This is a genomic window from Bifidobacterium vansinderenii (genome assembly GCF_002234915.1).
Lineage (GTDB): Bacteria > Actinomycetota > Actinomycetes > Actinomycetales > Bifidobacteriaceae > Galliscardovia > Galliscardovia vansinderenii.
Map to the genome: position 1 here is coordinate 19,709 of NZ_NEWD01000014.1, position 18,308 is coordinate 38,016.

General features: G+C 63.2%; 12 protein-coding genes and 1 pseudogene. 1 reads left to right on the forward strand and 12 read right to left on the reverse strand.

What is annotated here, in order from left to right:
* Nucleotides 1–133 precede the first annotated feature (133 nt).
* From pyrF to glmM, 11 genes and pseudogenes are all read right to left on the reverse strand, one after another.
* A pseudogene (gene pyrF / locus Tam10B_RS05885) lies at nt 134–1,048 on the reverse strand (orotidine-5'-phosphate decarboxylase); the annotation flags it as partial.
* On the reverse strand, nt 1,045–4,422 hold the full coding sequence (gene carB, locus Tam10B_RS05890; RefSeq protein ID WP_093960330.1) for a carbamoyl-phosphate synthase large subunit: 3,378 nt from the start codon (nt 4,420–4,422) through the stop codon (nt 1,045–1,047). The gene carB and the pseudogene pyrF, both read right to left, overlap by 4 nt.
* Nucleotides 4,415–5,650, reverse strand: a complete 1,236-nt coding sequence (gene carA / locus Tam10B_RS05895; protein ID WP_093960331.1) for a glutamine-hydrolyzing carbamoyl-phosphate synthase small subunit — start codon at nt 5,648–5,650, stop codon at nt 4,415–4,417. Before carA ends, carB begins: the two co-directional genes overlap by 8 nt.
* A gap of 67 nt (nt 5,651–5,717) precedes the next feature.
* On the reverse strand, nt 5,718–6,146 hold the full coding sequence (gene nusB, locus Tam10B_RS05900) for a transcription antitermination factor NusB (protein ID WP_093960332.1): 429 nt from the start codon (nt 6,144–6,146) through the stop codon (nt 5,718–5,720).
* A 21-nt stretch (nt 6,147–6,167) separates the two neighbouring features.
* A complete protein-coding gene (gene efp, locus Tam10B_RS05905; RefSeq protein ID WP_093960370.1) occupies nt 6,168–6,725 on the reverse strand; it encodes an elongation factor P in 558 nt (185 codons plus the stop codon).
* Nucleotides 6,726–6,907: 182 nt separating this feature from the next.
* Nucleotides 6,908–8,107 (reverse strand): elongation factor Tu, encoded by a 1,200-nt coding sequence (gene tuf / locus Tam10B_RS05910; RefSeq protein ID WP_093960333.1) that lies wholly within the window; start codon nt 8,105–8,107, stop codon nt 6,908–6,910.
* Between the two features lie 210 nt (nt 8,108–8,317).
* Entirely contained in the window at nt 8,318–10,444 is a 2,127-nt protein-coding gene (fusA, locus tag Tam10B_RS05915) for an elongation factor G (RefSeq protein WP_093960334.1), read from the reverse strand.
* 30 nt (nt 10,445–10,474) lie between these two features.
* The gene (gene rpsG, locus Tam10B_RS05920; RefSeq protein ID WP_093960335.1) at nt 10,475–10,945 is read right to left on the reverse strand and encodes a 30S ribosomal protein S7; all 471 of its coding nucleotides are present in this window, start codon (nt 10,943–10,945) and stop codon (nt 10,475–10,477) included.
* Between the two features lie 5 nt (nt 10,946–10,950).
* On the reverse strand, nt 10,951–11,322 hold the full coding sequence (gene rpsL, locus Tam10B_RS05925; RefSeq protein ID WP_093960336.1) for a 30S ribosomal protein S12: 372 nt from the start codon (nt 11,320–11,322) through the stop codon (nt 10,951–10,953).
* Between the two features lie 448 nt (nt 11,323–11,770).
* Nucleotides 11,771–12,427 carry a peptide deformylase gene (locus tag Tam10B_RS05930; protein WP_093960337.1) on the reverse strand — a complete coding sequence of 219 codons (657 nt, stop codon included), beginning with the start codon at nt 12,425–12,427 and terminating at the stop codon, nt 11,771–11,773.
* Between the two features lie 101 nt (nt 12,428–12,528).
* Nucleotides 12,529–13,899, reverse strand: coding sequence for a phosphoglucosamine mutase (gene glmM, locus Tam10B_RS05935; RefSeq protein ID WP_093960338.1), 1,371 nt, complete (start codon nt 13,897–13,899; stop codon nt 12,529–12,531).
* A 188-nt stretch (nt 13,900–14,087) separates the two neighbouring features.
* Between glmM and Tam10B_RS05940 the strand changes: the two genes are divergently transcribed.
* Nucleotides 14,088–15,296 (forward strand): ATP-binding protein, encoded by a 1,209-nt coding sequence (locus Tam10B_RS05940; protein ID WP_093960339.1) that lies wholly within the window; start codon nt 14,088–14,090, stop codon nt 15,294–15,296.
* Nucleotides 15,297–15,410: 114 nt separating this feature from the next.
* On the opposite strand, the gene thiC is transcribed toward Tam10B_RS05940, so the two are convergent.
* On the reverse strand, nt 15,411–18,158 hold the full coding sequence (gene thiC, locus Tam10B_RS05945) for a phosphomethylpyrimidine synthase ThiC (RefSeq protein ID WP_233133618.1): 2,748 nt from the start codon (nt 18,156–18,158) through the stop codon (nt 15,411–15,413).
* Nucleotides 18,159–18,308: the final 150 nt, after the last annotated feature.

The following is an 18,308-nucleotide window of genomic DNA, read 5'->3' on the forward strand; positions in this document are numbered from 1 at the left end:
TCTGGTGGGATGCTGCGGGAATGGTGACCTTAGGCAGTGGCTTGATGTGGACCTGAGGCGGATTGCCGTCGGCCAGATGAGCGGCGGTCAGTGCCGGGTCGATGCCAGGATGGGGGGCTTCGGGTTCGACTGCCTGTTCCTTGTCGCCTTCTTCCATGGCCTCGTAGAGCGCCTGTCGTACGTCGAGGGCGATGGCCTCGGTGGCGGCGGACAGGTCGGCGATTTCGGGGCCTTTGGAGGAGATGGAACGGGAGACGGTGACAAGCACGTTGCCTTTGGTGCCTTTGAAGACGGTTTTGAGGTCCTTGGCTTCGGCGCCTTGCCATCCGTAGCCCGGGGACAGGATCGGGCCGGTGAAGACGGAGGGGTCGACACCGCTGGTCTTCATCCACTGGCCGATGGTGGCGCCGATGATCAGACCGACGGATCCCATGCCTTCCACGCCTTCATTGAAGTTCTGGGCGGCGTGGGCGACGCCGTAGGCCACGGTCTGGCCGGGGAAGTCGCCGCGCTGTCGGATGGCGGACTGCAGGGAGATGCCTTCGGTGTTGGAGGTCACGGAGGCGACGAACACTCCCCTGCCGTTTTCGAGGGCTTCACCGACCAAGTTGGTCAGGGATCGGAAGCCGTAGTACGGCAGCAGGGTGATGGCGTCGGCAAGCATGGGAGCGCCGGGCTTGAGATAGGCGTCGGCCAGTGCCGACACGGTGGTGGGCAGACCGCCACGCAGGCAGTCGACGATGGTGATGACGCCCATCTGGCGGGCGGCGAAGAGTGCCCGCTCGAGCGCAGCGAATCCTTTGGATCCGTAGCGCTCGAACATGGGCATCTGGAACTTCACCGCCGCGGCACGGCCCTGCGCGGCCTGCAGCATGCGCATGGCGAACAGTTCGGCACCTTGCGCATCTACGTTGTAGCCCCATTTGGCCAGAAGTTTACGATGCGGATCGATGCCGACACACAGAGGCCCATACATGTCCATGGACGCCTTGAGTCGTTTACCGAATTCCGAACGTTGGACGATAGTCTGGGCCTCTGCTGCTGTCATTTCAGTTCGCGCCTTTCCAGTTCAAACAGCTGCTGAGCATGCTCCTGGATGCTCAGAATCTGGTAATCCTGCTTCTTGACTGCCTCGATCGCCAGCAGCACCGCCGAGAACTCGGTGATGGTGGTGAACTGCGGCAGATCGGCGGCGATGGCGGCCGCGCGGATGGAGTATCCGTCCGAACGGGAGCCACGCGAGTTGGGGGTGTTGAGCACCATGTCGATCTTGCCCTCTTCGATGAGCTCGACGACGTTCTTTCCGGTGCTGCCTTCGGCATGACGCACCTTGGTCTCGTCAGAGTCGAGACGGCCGGTGATCTTGTCGACGATATTCGACTCGATACCGTAGCGGCGCAGCACGGAGGCAGTGCCTTCGGTGGCCCAGATGTGGAATCCAAGCTCGACCAGACGCACGGCCATCAGCGGCAGCTGACGCTTGTCGGTGTCGTTCACGGAGATGAAGACGTTGCCGCTGGTCGGCAGACCGCCTTCGTAGGCAGCGAGCTGGCTCTTGGCGAACGCGTGCGGGAAGTCGCGATCGAAGCCCATGACCTCGCCGGTGGAACGCATCTCGGGTCCGAGCAGGATGTCCACGGTCTTGCCGACGGGGGTGCGGAAGCGCTTGAACGGCAGCACAGACTCCTTGACGGCGACCGGCTGGCCGCGACGCACGTCACCGCCGTCGCCGTGGGGCAGCAGCAGACCGTTGGCACGCTGATCGGCGATGGTCTCGCCGGCCATGATGCGGGCTGCGGCCTTGGCCAGCGGAGTGCCGGTGGCCTTGGACGCGAACGGCACGGTGCGGGACGCACGCGGGTTGGCCTCGATCACGTACAGGGTGTTCGACATGAACGCGTACTGCACGTTGATCAGACCGCGCACGTTGCAGCCGCGGGAGATGGCCAGCGTGGCCTCGCGCAGGCGACGGATCTGATCGTCGGACAGAGTGCTCGGAGGCAGGGTACAGGCGGCGTCGCCGGAGTGGACGCCAGCTTCCTCCACGTGTTCCATGATGCCGCCGATGTACAGTTCCTCGCCGTCGAACAGGGCGTCGACGTCGATCTCGATGGCGTCGGACAGGAACTTGTCGATGAGCAGCGGGGAGGGCAGACGACCGGAAACGACCATGTCGGCCTTGGCCTCTTCGAGGGCTCGGCCCACGTACTTCTTGAGCTGAGCGTCGTCGTACACGATCTCCATGCCACGACCGCCGAGCACATAGCTCGGACGCACCAGCACCGGGTAGCCGATGTTGGTGGCGGCCTCCTGGGCCTCTTCGAGGCTCAGTGCGGTGCCGTAGCGCGGGGCGTTGAGACCTTCCTTGCGCAGCACCTCGCCGAAGAGCTCACGGTTCTCGGCCAGATCGATGGATTCGGGGGTGGTGCCGAGGATCGGCACGCCGGCGGCCTTGAGTCGGGCGGCGAGCGACAGCGGCGTCTGGCCGCCGAGCTGCACGATCACGCCCTTAACCGGGCCCATCTCCTTCTCGGCCTCGTAGATCTCGAGCACATCCTCGAAGGTGAGGGGCTCGAAATAGAGGCGATCGGACATGTCGTAATCGGTGGACACGGTCTCCGGATTGCAGTTCACCATGATGGTGTCGTAATCCTTGCCGAGCTCCTGCACCGCGTGCACGCAGGTGTAGTCGAACTCGATGCCCTGACCGATGCGGTTCGGGCCAGAGCCGAGGATGATCACGGCCTCGCGCTCGCGCGGACGCAGTTCGGACTCGTCGGCGTAGCAGCTGTAGTAGTACGGCGTGACGGCGTCGAACTCGGCGGCGCAGGTATCGACCGTCTTGTACACGGGGCGCAGACCGTAGGTCCAGCGCAGCTCGCGGATGGTGTTCTCGCCTTCGTCGCCCAGACCACGCAGGTGCGCGATCTGCACGTCGGACAGGCCGGCCTTCTTGCCCTTCTTGAGCAGGGCCGGGGTGAGGGTCTTGGCGCCCTTGATCTCAAGCGCGGTCTGGTCGATCAGCACGAGCTGGGCGATGAACCACGGATCGATCTTAGTGGCCTCGAAGATCTGCTCGGCGCTGGCGCCGCCCCAGATGGCGCGCTGCAGCTGCTGGTAGCGGTGCTCGGTCGGCACCTTGATCTTCTCGAGCAGGTCGGCGACCTCGGCTGCGTCCGGCTTCTCGCCGTCCCAGCTGAAGCCCATGTGACGCTTGTCGATGGAGCGCATGGCCTTGCCCAAGGACTCCTGGAAGTTGCCGCCGAGGGCCATGGCCTCGCCCACGGACTTCATGGAGGTGGTCAGACGCTGCTCGGCGCCCGGGAACTTCTCGAACGCGAAGCGCGGCACCTTGGTGACCACGTAGTCGATGGTCGGCTCGAAGCTGGCCGGCGTGGACTGCGTGATGTCGTTGCGGATCTCGTCGAGGGTGTAGCCGAGGGCCAGCTTGGTGGCGATCTTGGCGATCGGGAAGCCGGTGGCCTTGGAGGCCAGAGCGGAGGAACGGCTCACGCGCGGGTTCATCTCGATGACGATGATGCGACCGGTCTCGGGGTGCACGGCGAACTGGATGTTGCAGCCGCCGGTGTCCACGCCCACGCCGCGGATGATGGCGATGCCAATGTCGCGCAGCTTCTGGTATTCACGGTCGGTAAGGGTGAAGCAGGGGGCCACGGTGATCGAGTCGCCGGTGTGCACGCCCACGGGGTCCACGTTCTCGATCGGGCAGACGACGACCACGTTGTCCTTGCGGTCGCGCATGAGCTCGAGCTCGAATTCCTTCCAGCCCTCGATGCCTTCCTCGATGAGAACCTCGTCGGTGGGCGAGTAGTGGATGCCGGCGCCGGCGATGCGGTGCAGCTCCTCCTCGTTGTGGGCGATACCGGAGCCCAGACCACCCATGGTGAAGCTCGGGCGCACGACCAGCGGGTAGCCGAGCGTGTCGGCGATGCGGTCGCATTCCTCGAGCGAATGGGCGATGAAGGATCGGGCGGATTCGGCGCCGGCCTCGTCCACGACCTTCTTGAAGAGCTCACGATCCTCACCGCGATCGATGGCCTCCAGGGAGGCGCCGATCAGTTCGACGTTGTACTTCTTGAGCACGCCGGCCTCGCCGAGGGCCATGGCGGCGTTCAGGGCCGTCTGGCCGCCCAGAGTGGGCAGCAGTGCGTCGGGGCGTTCCTTGGCGATGATCTTCTCGAGAATCGGAACGCTGATCGGCTCGATGTAGGTGGCATCGGCCATCTCCGGATCGGTCATGATGGTGGCCGGGTTGGAGTTCACCAGAATCACGCGGATGCCCTCTTCGCGAAGCACGCGGCATGCCTGCGTTCCGGAATAATCGAACTCCGCGGCCTGGCCGATGACGATCGGGCCGGAACCGATGACCATTACGGAGTGAATATCGGTGCGCTTAGGCATTGACACTACCTTCCTTGGAATCCTTGTGATTGAGCATGAGATCGACGAAGCGATCGAACAGATACGATGCGTCGTGTGGACCGGCGGCGGCCTCGGGGTGGTACTGCACGGAGAACGCCGGGATATCGATGCATTCGAGGCCCTCGACCACGTCGTCGTTGAGATCGACGTGGCTGACGCGGGCCTTGCCGTAGTGGCCGTTGTCGTATGGGGTGACGACGGGATCGCCGATCGGCGCATCGACGGCGAAGCCATGGTTGTGGGCGGTGACCTCCACCTTGCCGGTGGTCAGGTCCTTGACCGGCTGATTAATGCCGCGATGACCGAACTTGAGCTTGTAGGTACCGAATCCGAGGGCACGACCCAGGATCTGGTTGCCGAAGCAGATGCCGAAGAACGGGTAGCCAGCGTCGAGCACCTGACGCAGCAGCGCCACGGTGTCATCGGCGGTGGACGGGTCACCGGGGCCGTTGGAGAAGAAGACGCCGGTGGGGTTCAGAGCCTGAATCTGCTCGAACGTGGTGGTCATGGGCACGACATGCACACGGCAGCCGCGCTCGGCGAGACGGTGCGGGGTCATGGCCTTGATACCGAGATCCACGGCGACGACGGTGGCCAGCGGATCCTTGCCTTCAAACTCGCCGGTGGGCTCAACGGTGTACGTCTCCTTGGTGGAGACCTCCGGGCCCAGGTTGGAACCGCTCATGGTGGGCTGCGCAGCCACTTTGGCGAGCAGATCGGCGATGGGAAGGACCTTGCCCGACTCGTCGGTCAGGGCGGCGCCGGAGAAGATGCCGGCGCGCATCACACCGGCGGAGCGCAGGTGGCGGACCAGCTTGCGGGTGTCGATGTCGCAGATGCCGACGATGCTCTGCTCCTGCAGGTCATCGTCGAGGCTGCCGGTGGCACGCCAGTTGCTCACCACCGGGCTGGGGTCACGCACCACATAGCCGGACACCCAGATGCGCGAGGATTCGGGATCCTCGCGGTTCACGCCGGTATCACCGATGTGGGGGAATGTCTGGACGACGATCTGACGGTCGTAACTCGGGTCGGTCAGCGTTTCCTGGTAGCCGGTCATGCCCGTGGCGAAGACGATCTCGCCATAGGTCTCGCCAGCGGCTCCATACGGCTGGCCGACGTAGACCTGCCCGTCCTCGAGGACGAGAACGGCATTCGTTGCATCATAGCTACCCACGGCAGTGGGCTCGGACTCGTTGAGGCTCACTAAATCCCCCTTAACAGCGGATTATTTCTGAATTCACCATACCCACGGGCGTGGATATAGGCGTGGTTCAGTCATTGGTGTTTTCTTCTGGTTTTTCTTCGGATTTCGCGGCCACTGCGGTCAGCAGGCCGTGAATGAAGTTGGGCGATTCGGCGTCGCACAGCGTCTTCGCGAGCGACAGCGCCTCATCGATGGCCACGCCGGCGGGAACCTCGTCGTTGTAGACGATCTCCCATGCGGCGATGCGCATGATGTTGCGGTCGACCACCGGCATGCGGGAGACCTTCCAGCTGGTGGAGCACTCCCCCAGCAGAGAGTCGATGTCCTTGCGGTGTTCGGCCACGCCACGCACAATTTCGATGGCGTACTCGGGCAGCGGCGTCTGTGCGCCGGGGTGTTCAATGCGCTCAGCAAGAAGGGACAGGATGTCCTGTCCCTTCTCGTCGGCTTCATACAACGTGTTCAGAGCCCTTTTGCGGGCGGTGGAACGTGCCATGAAGGTGTGATCCCCTTACGATCAGTTCTCGCGACCGAGGTAGGAGCCGTCGCGGGTGTCGACCTTGACCTTCTCGCCCTCGTTGATGAACAGCGGGACCTGGATCTCGGCGCCGGTCTCCACGGTGGCGGGCTTGGTGCCGGCGTTGGAGCGGTTGCCCTGCAGGCCGGGCTCGGTGTGCGTGATGGTCAGCACGACGGAGGCGGGAAGTTCCACGCTCAGCGGGGTGCCGTCGTGGAAGGACACGATGCAGTCGGTGCCTTCCAGCAGGAACTTGGAGTCGACCAGATCGCGCGGGATCATGATCTGATCGTAGGTGGTCATGTCCATGAAGACGAAGTTGTCGCCGTCCTCGTAGGAGTACTGCAGCGTGCGGTTGTCGACGGTCTCGAACTGCATCTTCATGCCGGCGTTGAAGGTCTTGTCGACGATCTTGCCCGACAGCACGTTCTTGATGGTGGTACGCACGAAGGCGGGGCCCTTGCCCGGCTTGACGTGCTGGAACTTGATGACGGTCCACAGCTGGCCGTCGAGGTTCAGGACGGAACCGTTCTTGATGTCATTGGTAGTCTGTGCCACGTTCACTCACCTATTTCGTAATTGATTACAGTGAAGCTTAAAAATAGCCTTGGCTATTATGCCATACCGTCTATACAGGTATGTTCATGCTCCGTTCATATATACGAAAATGCCCCGGACCCGTAGGATCCGAGGCATTTTCTATGACGCTAGTTCAAGCGTGTCGATCGCTCTGAATGAAATCAGGCGAGGATCTTGGTGACACGGCCCGAGCCGACGGTGTGGCCACCCTCGCGCACAGCGAAGGTCAGGCCTTCCTCCATAGCGATCGGCTGGATGAGCTCGACCGTGAAGGTGGCGTGATCGCCGGGCTGAACCATCTCGACGCCTTCCGGCAGGGTGATGACGCCGGTGACGTCGGTGGTGCGGAAGTAGAACTGCGGACGGTAGTTGGAGAAGAACGGCGAGTGACGGCCACCCTCATCCTTGGTCAGCACGTAGACCTCACCCTCGAACTTGGTGTGCGGGGTGACGGAGCCCGGAGCAGCCACAACCTGGCCACGCTCCACGTCGGTGCGGCCGAGGCCACGGAGGAGCAGACCGGTGTTGTCGCCAGCCTCGCAGGAGTCCATCGTCTTGTGGAAGGTCTCGATGGAGGTGACGGTGGTGTTCTGGGTCGGGCGGATACCGACGATCTCGACCGGGGTGTTGACGGCCAGCTGGCCACGCTCAACACGGCCGGTGACAACCGTACCACGACCGGAGATGGTGAAGACGTCCTCGATCGGCATCAGGAACGGCTTGTCGAGGTCGTGGACCGGGGTCGGGATGTACTCGTCGACGGCGTCCATGAGCTTCTTGATCTGCTCAACCCACTTCTCGTGGTCCGGAGCGTCATCGTGCAGAGCGCCGTAGGCGGACACGTGGATGACCGGGCAGTCGCGATCGAAGCCGTTCTCCTCGAGGAGGTCGCGGACTTCTTCCTCAACCAGCTCGATGAGCTCTTCGTCGTCGACCATATCGCACTTGTTCAGGGCGACCAGGATCTTCGGCACGCCAACCTGACGGGCGAGCAGCACGTGCTCGCGGGTCTGGGCCATCGGGCCGTCGGTGGCGGCCACAACGAGGATGGCGCCATCCATCTGGGCAGCACCGGTGATCATGTTCTTCACGAAGTCGGCGTGGCCCGGGCAGTCGACGTGAGCGTAGTGACGCTTCTCGGTCTGGTACTCGATGTGGGCGATGTTGATGGTGATACCGCGAGCGGCCTCTTCCGGAGCGGAATCGATCTGGTTGAAGTCGTACTCCGGGTTGACATCCGGGAACTCCTCGTGCAGCACCTTGGAGATGGCGGCGGTCAGAGTGGTCTTACCGTGATCGACGTGGCCGATGGTACCAATGTTAACGTGCGGCTTAGTACGCTCGTACTTTTCCTTTGCCATGTGTTTTTGTCCTCCTGGACGTCTCGTAGTTTGCCTGTGCAAACCATGCACAAGACACTCTCGACATATTACTGGGTTTTTTGGATTTACGCCACTATATGCGCCTGTCGCCCCAGCGAACAGTAGAAATTCTACTGTCCGCCAAAGACGAAAAGGCGCATGGCGTGGCGCCGATCGCCGACCGTCGCCGGCCGGCGATCAAAGCGTGGCTCACTCGCCGCGCTGGGCCTTGATGATCTCGTCCGAGACGCTCTTCGGCACCTCGGCGTAGGAGTCCATCTGCATGGTGAACATGGCGCGGCCCTGGGTCTTGGAACGCAGGTCGCCGATGTAGCCGAACATCTCGCTCAGCGGCACCTTGGCGTCGATGACCTTGACGCCGGTGGCGTCGGTCATGGACTGGATGTTGCCACGACGCTGGTTCAGATCGCCGATGACGTCGCCCATGTACTCCTCCGGAGTACGGACCTCGACGGCCATGATGGGCTCGAGGATGACGGGCTTGGCCTTCGGAGCAGCCTCCTTGAACGCCATGGAACCGGCGATCTTGAAGGCCATTTCGGAGGAATCGACCGGGTGCATGGCACCGTCGGTGACGGTGGCCTTGACGCCCACGACCGGGAAGCCGGCGAGCACGCCGGACTCCATGGCTTCCTTGACGCCGTCCTCGATCGGCTTGATGAACTCGCCCGAGATGTGACCGCCGGTGACGGTGTTCTCGAACTCGAAGGTCTCGCCGGCCTCGGTGTCGAGCGGCTCGAAGTTCATCAGGACCTTTGCGAACTGGCCGGAACCACCGGTCTGCTTCTTGTGGGTGTATTCCTGGTTCATGACGGCCTTGCGGATGGTCTCGCGGTAGGCCACCTGCGGCTTGCCCTGGTTGCACTCCACCTTGAACTCGCGACGCATACGGTCGACGATGATGTCGAGCTGGAGCTCGCCCATGCCGGAGATCAGGGTCTGGCCGGACTCTTCGTCGGTCTTCACCTGGAAGGTCGGATCCTCTTCGGAGAGCTTCGCCAGAGCGATGCCCATCTTCTCCTGATCGGCCTTGGTCTTCGGCTCCACAGCCACCTCGATCACGGGATCGGGGAAGGTCATGGAATCGAGGGTGATCGGGTTGGCCAGATCGCACAGGGTGTCACCGGTGGTGACGTTCTTCAGACCCACGAAGGTGTAGATGTTACCGGCGGACGCGGAGTCCATCGGGTTCTCCTTGTCGGCGTGCATCTGGAAGATCTTGCCGATGCGCTCCTTCTTCTCGCGGGTGGAGTCGAGCACGGAATCGCCCTGCTTGACCTCGCCGGAGTAGACGCGCACGAACACCAGCTTGCCGTAGAACGGGTGAGTGGAGATCTTGAAGACCAGCGCGGAGAACGGATCCTCCTTGGTGGGCTTGCGGTCGATCTCGACGGACTCGTCGCCGGGCTTGAAGCCCTTGATGGCCGGCACGTCCTCCGGGGACGGCAGGTAGTCGACGACGGCGTCCAGCATCGGCTGCACACCCTTGTCCTTGAAGGCGGAGCCGCAGAACACCGGGAAGGCCTCACGGTTGATGGTGAGCTTGCGCACGGCAGCACGGATCTCCTCGGTGGAGAGCTCCTCGCCACCGAAGTACTTCTCCATCAGAGCGTCGTCGGTCTCGGCCACGGCCTCGATCAGCGCGGTGTGGTACTCCTCGGCCTTGTCCTTGAGGTCCTCAGGAATATCGGTGGTCTCGTACTTGGCGCCGAGGCCCTCGGTGCCGTTCCAGACGTAGGCCTTCATCTCGACCAGGTCGATGACGCCGGCGAAGTCGTTCTCGGCGCCGATCGGCAGCTGCATGACGAGCGGGGTGGCACCCAGCTTGTCCTTGATGGTGTCGACCGAGTAGTAGAAGTTAGCGCCCAGCTTGTCCATCTTGTTGATGAAGCAGATACGCGGGACGGAGTACTTGTCGGCCTGACGCCACACGGTCTCGGACTGCGGCTCCACACCTTCCTTGCCGTCGAACACGGCAACGGCGCCATCGAGCACGCGCAGGGAGCGCTCCACCTCGGCCGTGAAGTCCACGTGGCCGGGGGTGTCGATGATGTTGATCTGGAACTTGTCCTTGGTGTCGTGGGTCTGACGGTTCCAGAAGCAGGTGGTGGCGGCGGACTGGATGGTGATGCCGCGCTCCTGCTCCTGAGCCATGAAGTCCATCGTCGCGGCGCCGTCGTGCACCTCGCCGATCTTGTAGTTCACGCCGGTGTAGTACAGGATACGTTCCGTCGTGGTGGTCTTACCGGCATCGATGTGGGCCATGATGCCGATGTTGCGGACCTTGTTCAGATCCGAAAGCACGTCTTGTGCCATTGGTATTCCTTAACTCTTATCCGAACGAAATTACCAGCGGTAATGAGCGAAGGCCTTGTTGGCCTCTGCCATCTTATGAGTATCCTCGCGACGCTTGACAGAAGCACCGAGACCGTTGGAGGCATCGAGGATTTCGTTGGCCAGACGCTCGGCCATGGTCTTCTCACGACGGGCGCGAGAGAAGTCGGTCAGCCAGCGCAGGGACAGGGTGTTGGCGCGGTTCGGCTTGACCTCGACCGGCACCTGGTAGGTGGCGCCACCGACACGGCGGGAACGCACCTCGAGGGACGGACGGATGTTGTCCAGAGCGCGCTTCAGCACGGAAACGGGCTCCTGGTCGGTCTTCTCCTTGACGATATCGAGCGCGGAGTACACGATGTTCTCGGCGATCGACTTCTTGCCGTCGAGCAGAATCTTGTTGATGAGCTGGGCAACCACCGTCGAACCGTAGATCGGATCGGGCAGGAGCTGGTGCTTCTTAGCGGGTCCTTTACGTGACATTTCTCTTACTTCGCCTTCTTTGCTCCGTACAGGGAACGACCCTGCTTGCGGTCCTTGACACCCTGGGTATCGAGCGCACCACGCACGATGTGGTAACGCACACCCGGCAGATCCTTCACACGGCCGCCGCGCACGAGCACGATGGAGTGCTCCTGCAGGTTGTGGCCCTCGCCCGGAATGTAGGCGGTGACTTCGATGCCGGAGGAAAGGCGCACACGGGCGACCTTACGCAGAGCCGAGTTCGGCTTCTTCGGGGTGGTGGTGTAGACACGGGTGCACACGCCGCGACGCAGCGGGCTGCCCTTCAGCGCCAAGGTCTTCGACTTCTTGGGCTTCGGCTGACGTCCCTTACGGACGAGCTGTTCAATCGTAGGCAACTTAAGTTCTCCGATTCACATGGATTACTGTTCTTCTGTGGAACCGCCACACTGCGGCACCAAGACACGTTCCACAAATCGGAAAGTCGTATCAGCCACAGTCCACCGGCCCGATGGCCCTTCATCCTCAACTCGCCGTTACCGGTTCGTTTCCTTGGAATCCGGGATGTCCCACTCGAACGCAGCCCTAACATATGCCGCGTTAATGGCACACACGAATATTTACTATATCACGAGGCAAGACATTGCGACACGCCGTCGGCCAGAACCCAGCATTGTGCGAGGATTTGGTAGTCACAACGAACTTGGTAGTCCAAACGCGACAGTGTGAGCCTTCACAAGGCATCGATCATGTCGCGTTCGGACTACCAAATCAGAACGGACTACCACATTGTCTCGTTCGGACTACCAAAATGGATTGAGCTACCAATCGGCCCGATCGCGCCGATCAGAGGTCGAAACCGAGCTCGCGGGCGGCGTCGGTGGGCACCGGGTCCTCGCACCAGTAGTCCTCAAGGTTGTCGTAGGTGGTCAGGCTGCGGATCTCGGCCTTGTCGATGTACAGCTCGCCGCTCAGGTGGTCGGTCTCATGCTGGAAGATGCGCGCCGGCCATCCGTGCAACTGTTCCTTGTGGTGCTGGCCGTTCTCGTCGTCCCACTCGGCCGTGATGTCGAGCCAGCGGCGACGCACCGCCTGGTAGCCATCGAAGCTCAGGCAACCCTCGTAGAAGCTGGCGGTCTTGTCTCCCACCGGCGTGTACACGGGGTTGATGATCACGTGGAACGGGAACTCGGCCACCTCGCGCGGATCGTCCTCGTCATCACGGATGTGATCCTCCACCACGGCCATGGCGAGACCCAGACCGATCTGAGTGGCCGCGAGTCCGACGCCGGGGGCCTCAAGCATGGTGTGGCGCATGGTCTCGATAAGCTTCTTCAGCGTATTCTTCGACAGCTGCCCCGCGTAGCGCACGGTCTGTTGACGCAGCACCGGCTCGCCGGCCTGCACGATGGGTAGCAGTCCGTCGTTGGCCTTGGCGTCCTTGAGCATGAGCTCCACATCGCGATTGAGCGCCATGTCGACCTTGCTGTTCTTTCCAAACATATCGATTCTCCTTTGAATAGGTCGCGCCTCGCGCTGCCGGCGCGGCAACGAGAGGCGCGAACATACGGGATACGGGATCGCCTATGGGCGAATACCGACGATTACAGGGCGAGCTCGTCGGCCACGACCTGGGCCAGACGGGCGCACACCTCGTCGGCCTGCTCCTGCGTGGCGGCCTCGGCCATCACGCGCACCAGCGGCTCGGTGCCGGACGGGCGCAGCAGCACGCGGCCGGTGTCGCCGAGCAGCTTCTCTTCGCGTTCCACAGCAGCCTGCACCTTGGCATTCGTGCTGGCGGCCATCTTGTCGACGTTCGGCACGTTGACGAGCTGCTGCGGCAGCTGCGGGAAGTCGGCGGCCAGCTCCTTGAGGCTCTTGCCGGACTTGACGACCTCGTTGCACAGCGTGAGCGCGGTGAGCGTGCCGTCGCCGGTGGTGGCGAACTCGCGGTTGATCACATGGCCGGACTGCTCGCCGCCCAGCGAGTAGTCGCCCTTGAGCATCTCCTCGAGCACGTAGCGGTCGCCCACGCTGGTCTGCACGGTCTTGATGCCCATGTCCTTGAGGGCCAGCTTGAGGCCGAGGTTGCTCATCACGGTCACGACGAGCGTGTCGTGGTTGAGCTTGCCCTCGCGCTTCTTGGCGCGGGCGAGGATGCCCATGATCTGATCGCCGTTGACCATGTTGCCGTCCTCGTCCACGGCGAGGCAGCGATCGGCGTCGCCGTCGAACGCCACGCCCATCACGGCGTCAGACGCCTTGACCATGGCCTGCAGCTGCTCGGGGTGCGTGCTGCCGGCGTGCTTGTTGATGTTGTAGCCGTCGGGGGACGCGTTGATCACGATCACGTCGGCGCCGGCGCGGCGCAGCGCGGTGGGGGCCACCACGGAGGTGGCACCGTTAGCACAGTCGGCCACGATCTTCAGGCCCTTGAGCGGCTTGGTCTGCGTCTTGTCGTCGTTGAGCGGCGCGATAGCGGAGACCAGATGGTCGATGTACAGCTTGGTGGCGGTCTCCGTGTCATGCGAGATACGGCCGACGCCGGCACCGGTCGGACGGTCCCAGTCCTTGCCGAGCACGTCCTCGATCTCGTCCTCCTTGCTGTCGGGCAGCTTGAAGCCGCCGCGCGCGAAGAACTTGATGCCGTTGTCGGGCATGGGGTTGTGGGACGCGGAGATCACGGCGCCCATCTCGACGTTGAGTACGCTGGTCAGGAAGGCCACGCCGGGCGTGGGGATGATACCGGCGTCGATCACGTCGAATCCGCCGGCGCTCATGCCTGCGGACAGTGCGGCCGCAAGAAAATCACCGGAAACGCGGGTGTCTCGGCCGACCAAGGCACGTCGACGTCCCTCGCTCTGCTCATCCCCCAACACACGGACGGCGGCATCGCCCAGATCGAGCGCAAGCTGTGCGGTCAGATCACGGTTCGCCAATCCACGAACACCATCGGTTCCGAACATACGTGGCATGTTCTGTCATCCTCGCTATCTTAGAAGCATTGATACGTGCACCATGGTACTCAAGACTCCCCATCAACCGCCGTCGTTGACAAAAATACTGCCCGTTTTCCCCGCATTTGCCGTATGGGCCGCCGACGTCGATCCTCGGCCGGCGAATCGTATGATGTGATAGGTTCCGATTAGTCGATCGAGGAGACATGATGGGCGAAGGCGCGATGCGTCAGGACGGCGTACTGGTCCGAATCACGGGATACGACGAGGGGCGCGCGCACTACTACGGCGTGATGCCGAACGGTCATGCCACCCAGCTGACCTTTCCCAACCAGGAGGTGCTCGACATCGGCGACGTGATGCTGGTGGGCACGGATTTCTATGTGAAGGCGCCGGAATCTGCGTGGCCCGTGAAGCCCCGCGTGGGCGTGGTCCGGCGTGCACTCGACGACTGCGTGATCCTGGAAACCTCCGACGGACTGGAGATCCTGGAGGGGGATTATCCGCAGAGCATCACGCCGGGCAACACGGTGGAGTTCACCGACCTGTTCGGCATCGAACGCGTGCTGTGGCCCACGGCCATCCGTCCGGGGGAAAGCGACCACGACGACGACATCAAGCAGTATCGGATCACGCCGGGCGACGATCCGTCGCTCACCTTCGCCTCGTTCGGCGGCTATGAGCAGGTGATCGTCCGCGCCAAGGAGTTGATCGAGACCCAGCTCGGCAACAGCGAGCAGATGCGAGCGATCGGCGCGAAGCCGATCAAGGGCGTGATCTTCACCGGCGCGCCGGGAACCGGTAAGACCCATCTGGCAAGGATCATCGCCAACGTGGCGGACGCGCAGTTCTATCTCGTCTCCGGGCCGACGATCGTCAGCAAATACGTGGGCGACAGCGAGGAGACGCTGCGCATGATCTTCGCCGCAGCGCAGAGCGACCGGAGGGCGATCATCTTCTTCGATGAGATCGATTCCATCGCCGGTTCCCGTGAATCCGACACGAACGGCGTGGGCAAGCGTCTGGTGGCACAGCTGCTGACGCTAATGGACGGGTTCGCGTCCAAGGGCAATGTGGTGGTGGTCGCGGCGACCAACCGCATCGAGGACGTCGATCCGGCGCTGCTGCGCCCGGGGCGGTTCGACTGGCAGATCCCGTTCCCCATGCCCAGCGAACATGACCGACTGGGGATCCTGCGCGTGCAGGAGCGCGCGCTGCGCACCGAAGGCGAGCTGCCGCTGGCCGAGATCGCCGCCCGTACGGAGGGCTGGAGCGGGGCGGAGGTGTGCGCTATCTGGACCGAGGCGGCGCTGGTTGCGGCCAGGGACCGGCGCAGCGCAATCCGATCGGATGATCTCATGACCGCGTTCGAACGGGTCGAGCGCCGTCCGGAGTTGCATCGACACGTCGGGTGAACGACCGGCAACAAGACGACAACAAGACGACAAAGGGTGCCGTCCCTGCCCGGCAAAACCGGTACGGAACGGCACCCGTGAAAGTCGACGATGCTCAGCCGATGATCGAACAGGTCACTCGCTGGCCTTGGTGTAGAGCTTTCCGCCCTGGGCGCGGAACTTCTCGCTCATCTGGTCCATGCCCGCGGCGATGTCCTCGGCGCTCATAGCCGTACCGGACTTCACCCCGCTGTCGGCGACCGCCTGCGCGGCGACCTCGGCGGCCGCCGGAACCTTGCCGGCGAGGGTGTCCTGCACCAGCTGCTCCTGCTGCGCGGCGTTGCCGAACTTCTTACGGATGTTCTGCGAAATGGCCATGGAGCAGAACTTCGGTCCGCACATGGAGCAGAAGTGCGCCATCTTGGCAGGCTCGGCGGGCAGGGTCTCGTCGTGGAAGGCGATGGCCGTGTCCGGATCGTAGCTCAGGTTGAACTGGTCGAGCCAGCGGAACTCGAAACGGGCCTTGGAAATGGCGTCGTCGCGGTCCTGCGCATGCGGATGATGCTTGGCGATATCGGCCGCGTGACAGGCGATCTTGTAGGCGATCACGCCCTGCTTCACGTCGTCCTTGTTCGGCAGGCCGAGGTGTTCCTTCGGCGTCACGTAGCACAGCATGGCCGTGCCGTAGCTGGCGATCTCCACGCCGCCGATGGCGGACGTGATGTGGTCGTAGCCGGGGGCGGTATCGGTGGTGAGCGGTCCGAGCGTGTAGAACGGCGCGCCGGAGCACACGGCCTTCTCCAGCTCGATGTTCATGCGCACGGTGTCGAACGGAATGTGGCCGGGGCCTTCGATCATCACCTGCACGTCCTTGGCCCACGCGCGCTGGGTAAGCTCGCCAAGCGTCATGAGCTCGGCCAGCTGCGCGGCGTCGTTCGCGTCGGCAAGCGAACCGGGGCGCAGACCGTCGCCCAGAGAGAACGCCACGTCGTACTTGGCGAAGATGTCGCACAGCTCGTCGAAGTGCGTGTACAGGAAGCTCTCCTGATGATGCTGCAGGCACCATTCGGCCATGATCGAGCCACCGCGCGAGACGATGCCCGTCACGCGGTTGGCGGTGAGCGGCACGAAGCGCAGCAGTACGCCGGCGTGGATGGTCATGTAGTCCACGCCCTGCTCGCACTGTTCGATCACGGTGTCGCGGAACAGCTCCCAGCTGAGCTTGGACGCGTCGTCCTCCACCTTCTCGAGGGCCTGGTACATCGGCACGGTGCCGATCGGAACCGGAGAGTTGCGCAGGATCCACTCTCGGGTGGTGTGGATGTCGTTGCCGGTGGACAGGTCCATCACGGTGTCGGCGCCCCACTTGGTGGCCCAGGTGAGCTTCTCCACCTCCTCGTCGATGGAGCTGGTGACCGCGGAGTTGCCCATGTTGGCGTTGAGCTTGGTGAGGAACTTCTCGCCGATGATCATCGGCTCGGCCTCGGGGTGGTTGATGTTGCACGGCATGACGGCGTGACCGGAGGCGAGCTCGGAACGCACGAGCTCCACATCGCAGTTCTCACGCTCGGCGACGAACCGCATCTCGGGGGTGATGATGCCGTGACGGGCGTACCACATCTGGGTCACCGGGTGGTCCTTGGCCTTCATCGGGTTGTGGCGGCGGCCGCGCCATTCCTTGGTGGCCTTGCCGCGCTTCATGGCGCGCTTGCCGTCGTCGGCGAGATTGCGGCGTCGGCCCTCATACTCCTCGACGTCGCCGCGGTCCTTGATCCATTCGAGGCGCAGCGGCTTCAGACCCTCCTTGGGATCGCACTTGGGGCCTTCGGTGCTGTAGTCGATGAACGGCGGGTTGGGGCCCACGCCGGGGGTGTCGGACAGCTTGATCTCGGTGTACGGCACCTCGAGATCATAGGAGCCGTGCTGGTTCTCGAAGTGCACGGTCTTGGTCTTGCGGATGTGCGCCTTGTCGCGCTGCTTGGAGTCGCGGGCGGCGATGTCCACGCGCTGCTGCTTGGCGAGCTTGGCCGCAGCCTTGGCCTCCTTGGCGTTGGTGAACTTCTTCGGGGAGCCGGTCTCCGCTGCGGCGGGAGCGGCTTCCTGCGGCGCGCTGGCCTTGCGCGGCGCATAGCCGTGGCGGCGTCCGTCTCGGTTCGCATTCCACGCATCGACGAGTCCGCGCATGGCGGCTTCGGGATCGGCGGCCTTCGACACCTGTTCGGAAACGTAGAATCCCGCGGCTTTGCTACCGGCCAGTCCCGGCACGTCGTCCGCGGTGACGCCCTCGCCGACCACCACCGGGTAGACGCAGGCGGTGGCCATGGTGTTCACCCTCTCGAGCGTGAGCAGCGTACCATGCTCATCGGCGAGCGCGGCCTGTTCCTGTTCGGCGGTGGGCATGTGCACGGGGAATCCGGAGATGTAGTCGAGGCATCCTTCGGGGATCTCGTTGAGGATGGGGACGAGTCCTTCGATCTGTGCGTCGAGGCCGATGATCGCCTCGTTGCCGAGCAGTTCGCGGGCCTCGCGTACCTCCATGTCGTTCGGTCCGAGGTGTACGCCGTCGATCTTGATGCCCTTTCGACGACACTGCCAGACCACGTCGGCGCGTCCGTCGATCACGAAGGCCACGGTGTCGGACTTGCCGTTGTCTTCGATGATCTGCGCAATGTCGCCGGCCAGTGCGGTGAGTTCGCGCGCGGTGACGTGGCGTGCGGAGAGTCGGATGAATGTGGCGCCGCCGCGCAGCGCGTCGTCGACCACGTCGGTGATGGGCCTGTCCCCCACGGTGTGGGGTCCGACGACGAACGAGGCGGAGAGATCGAAGTCGTCGCGCATCGACACGTACGGATAGGCGTTTGCTGATTGTGCAGGATCCTGCATGAGATGTTCCTAACTTCCTACGGCGGCATTACCCGGCCAGGTTCTACGGTCTCGGACGCTTTCCGATCTCAGCCCTCGCATTTGGGCACCCGTGTGGACGTCTTCTACGCTATCACCGCATGCAATGATTTCCACTATCGCTCTGGCGTG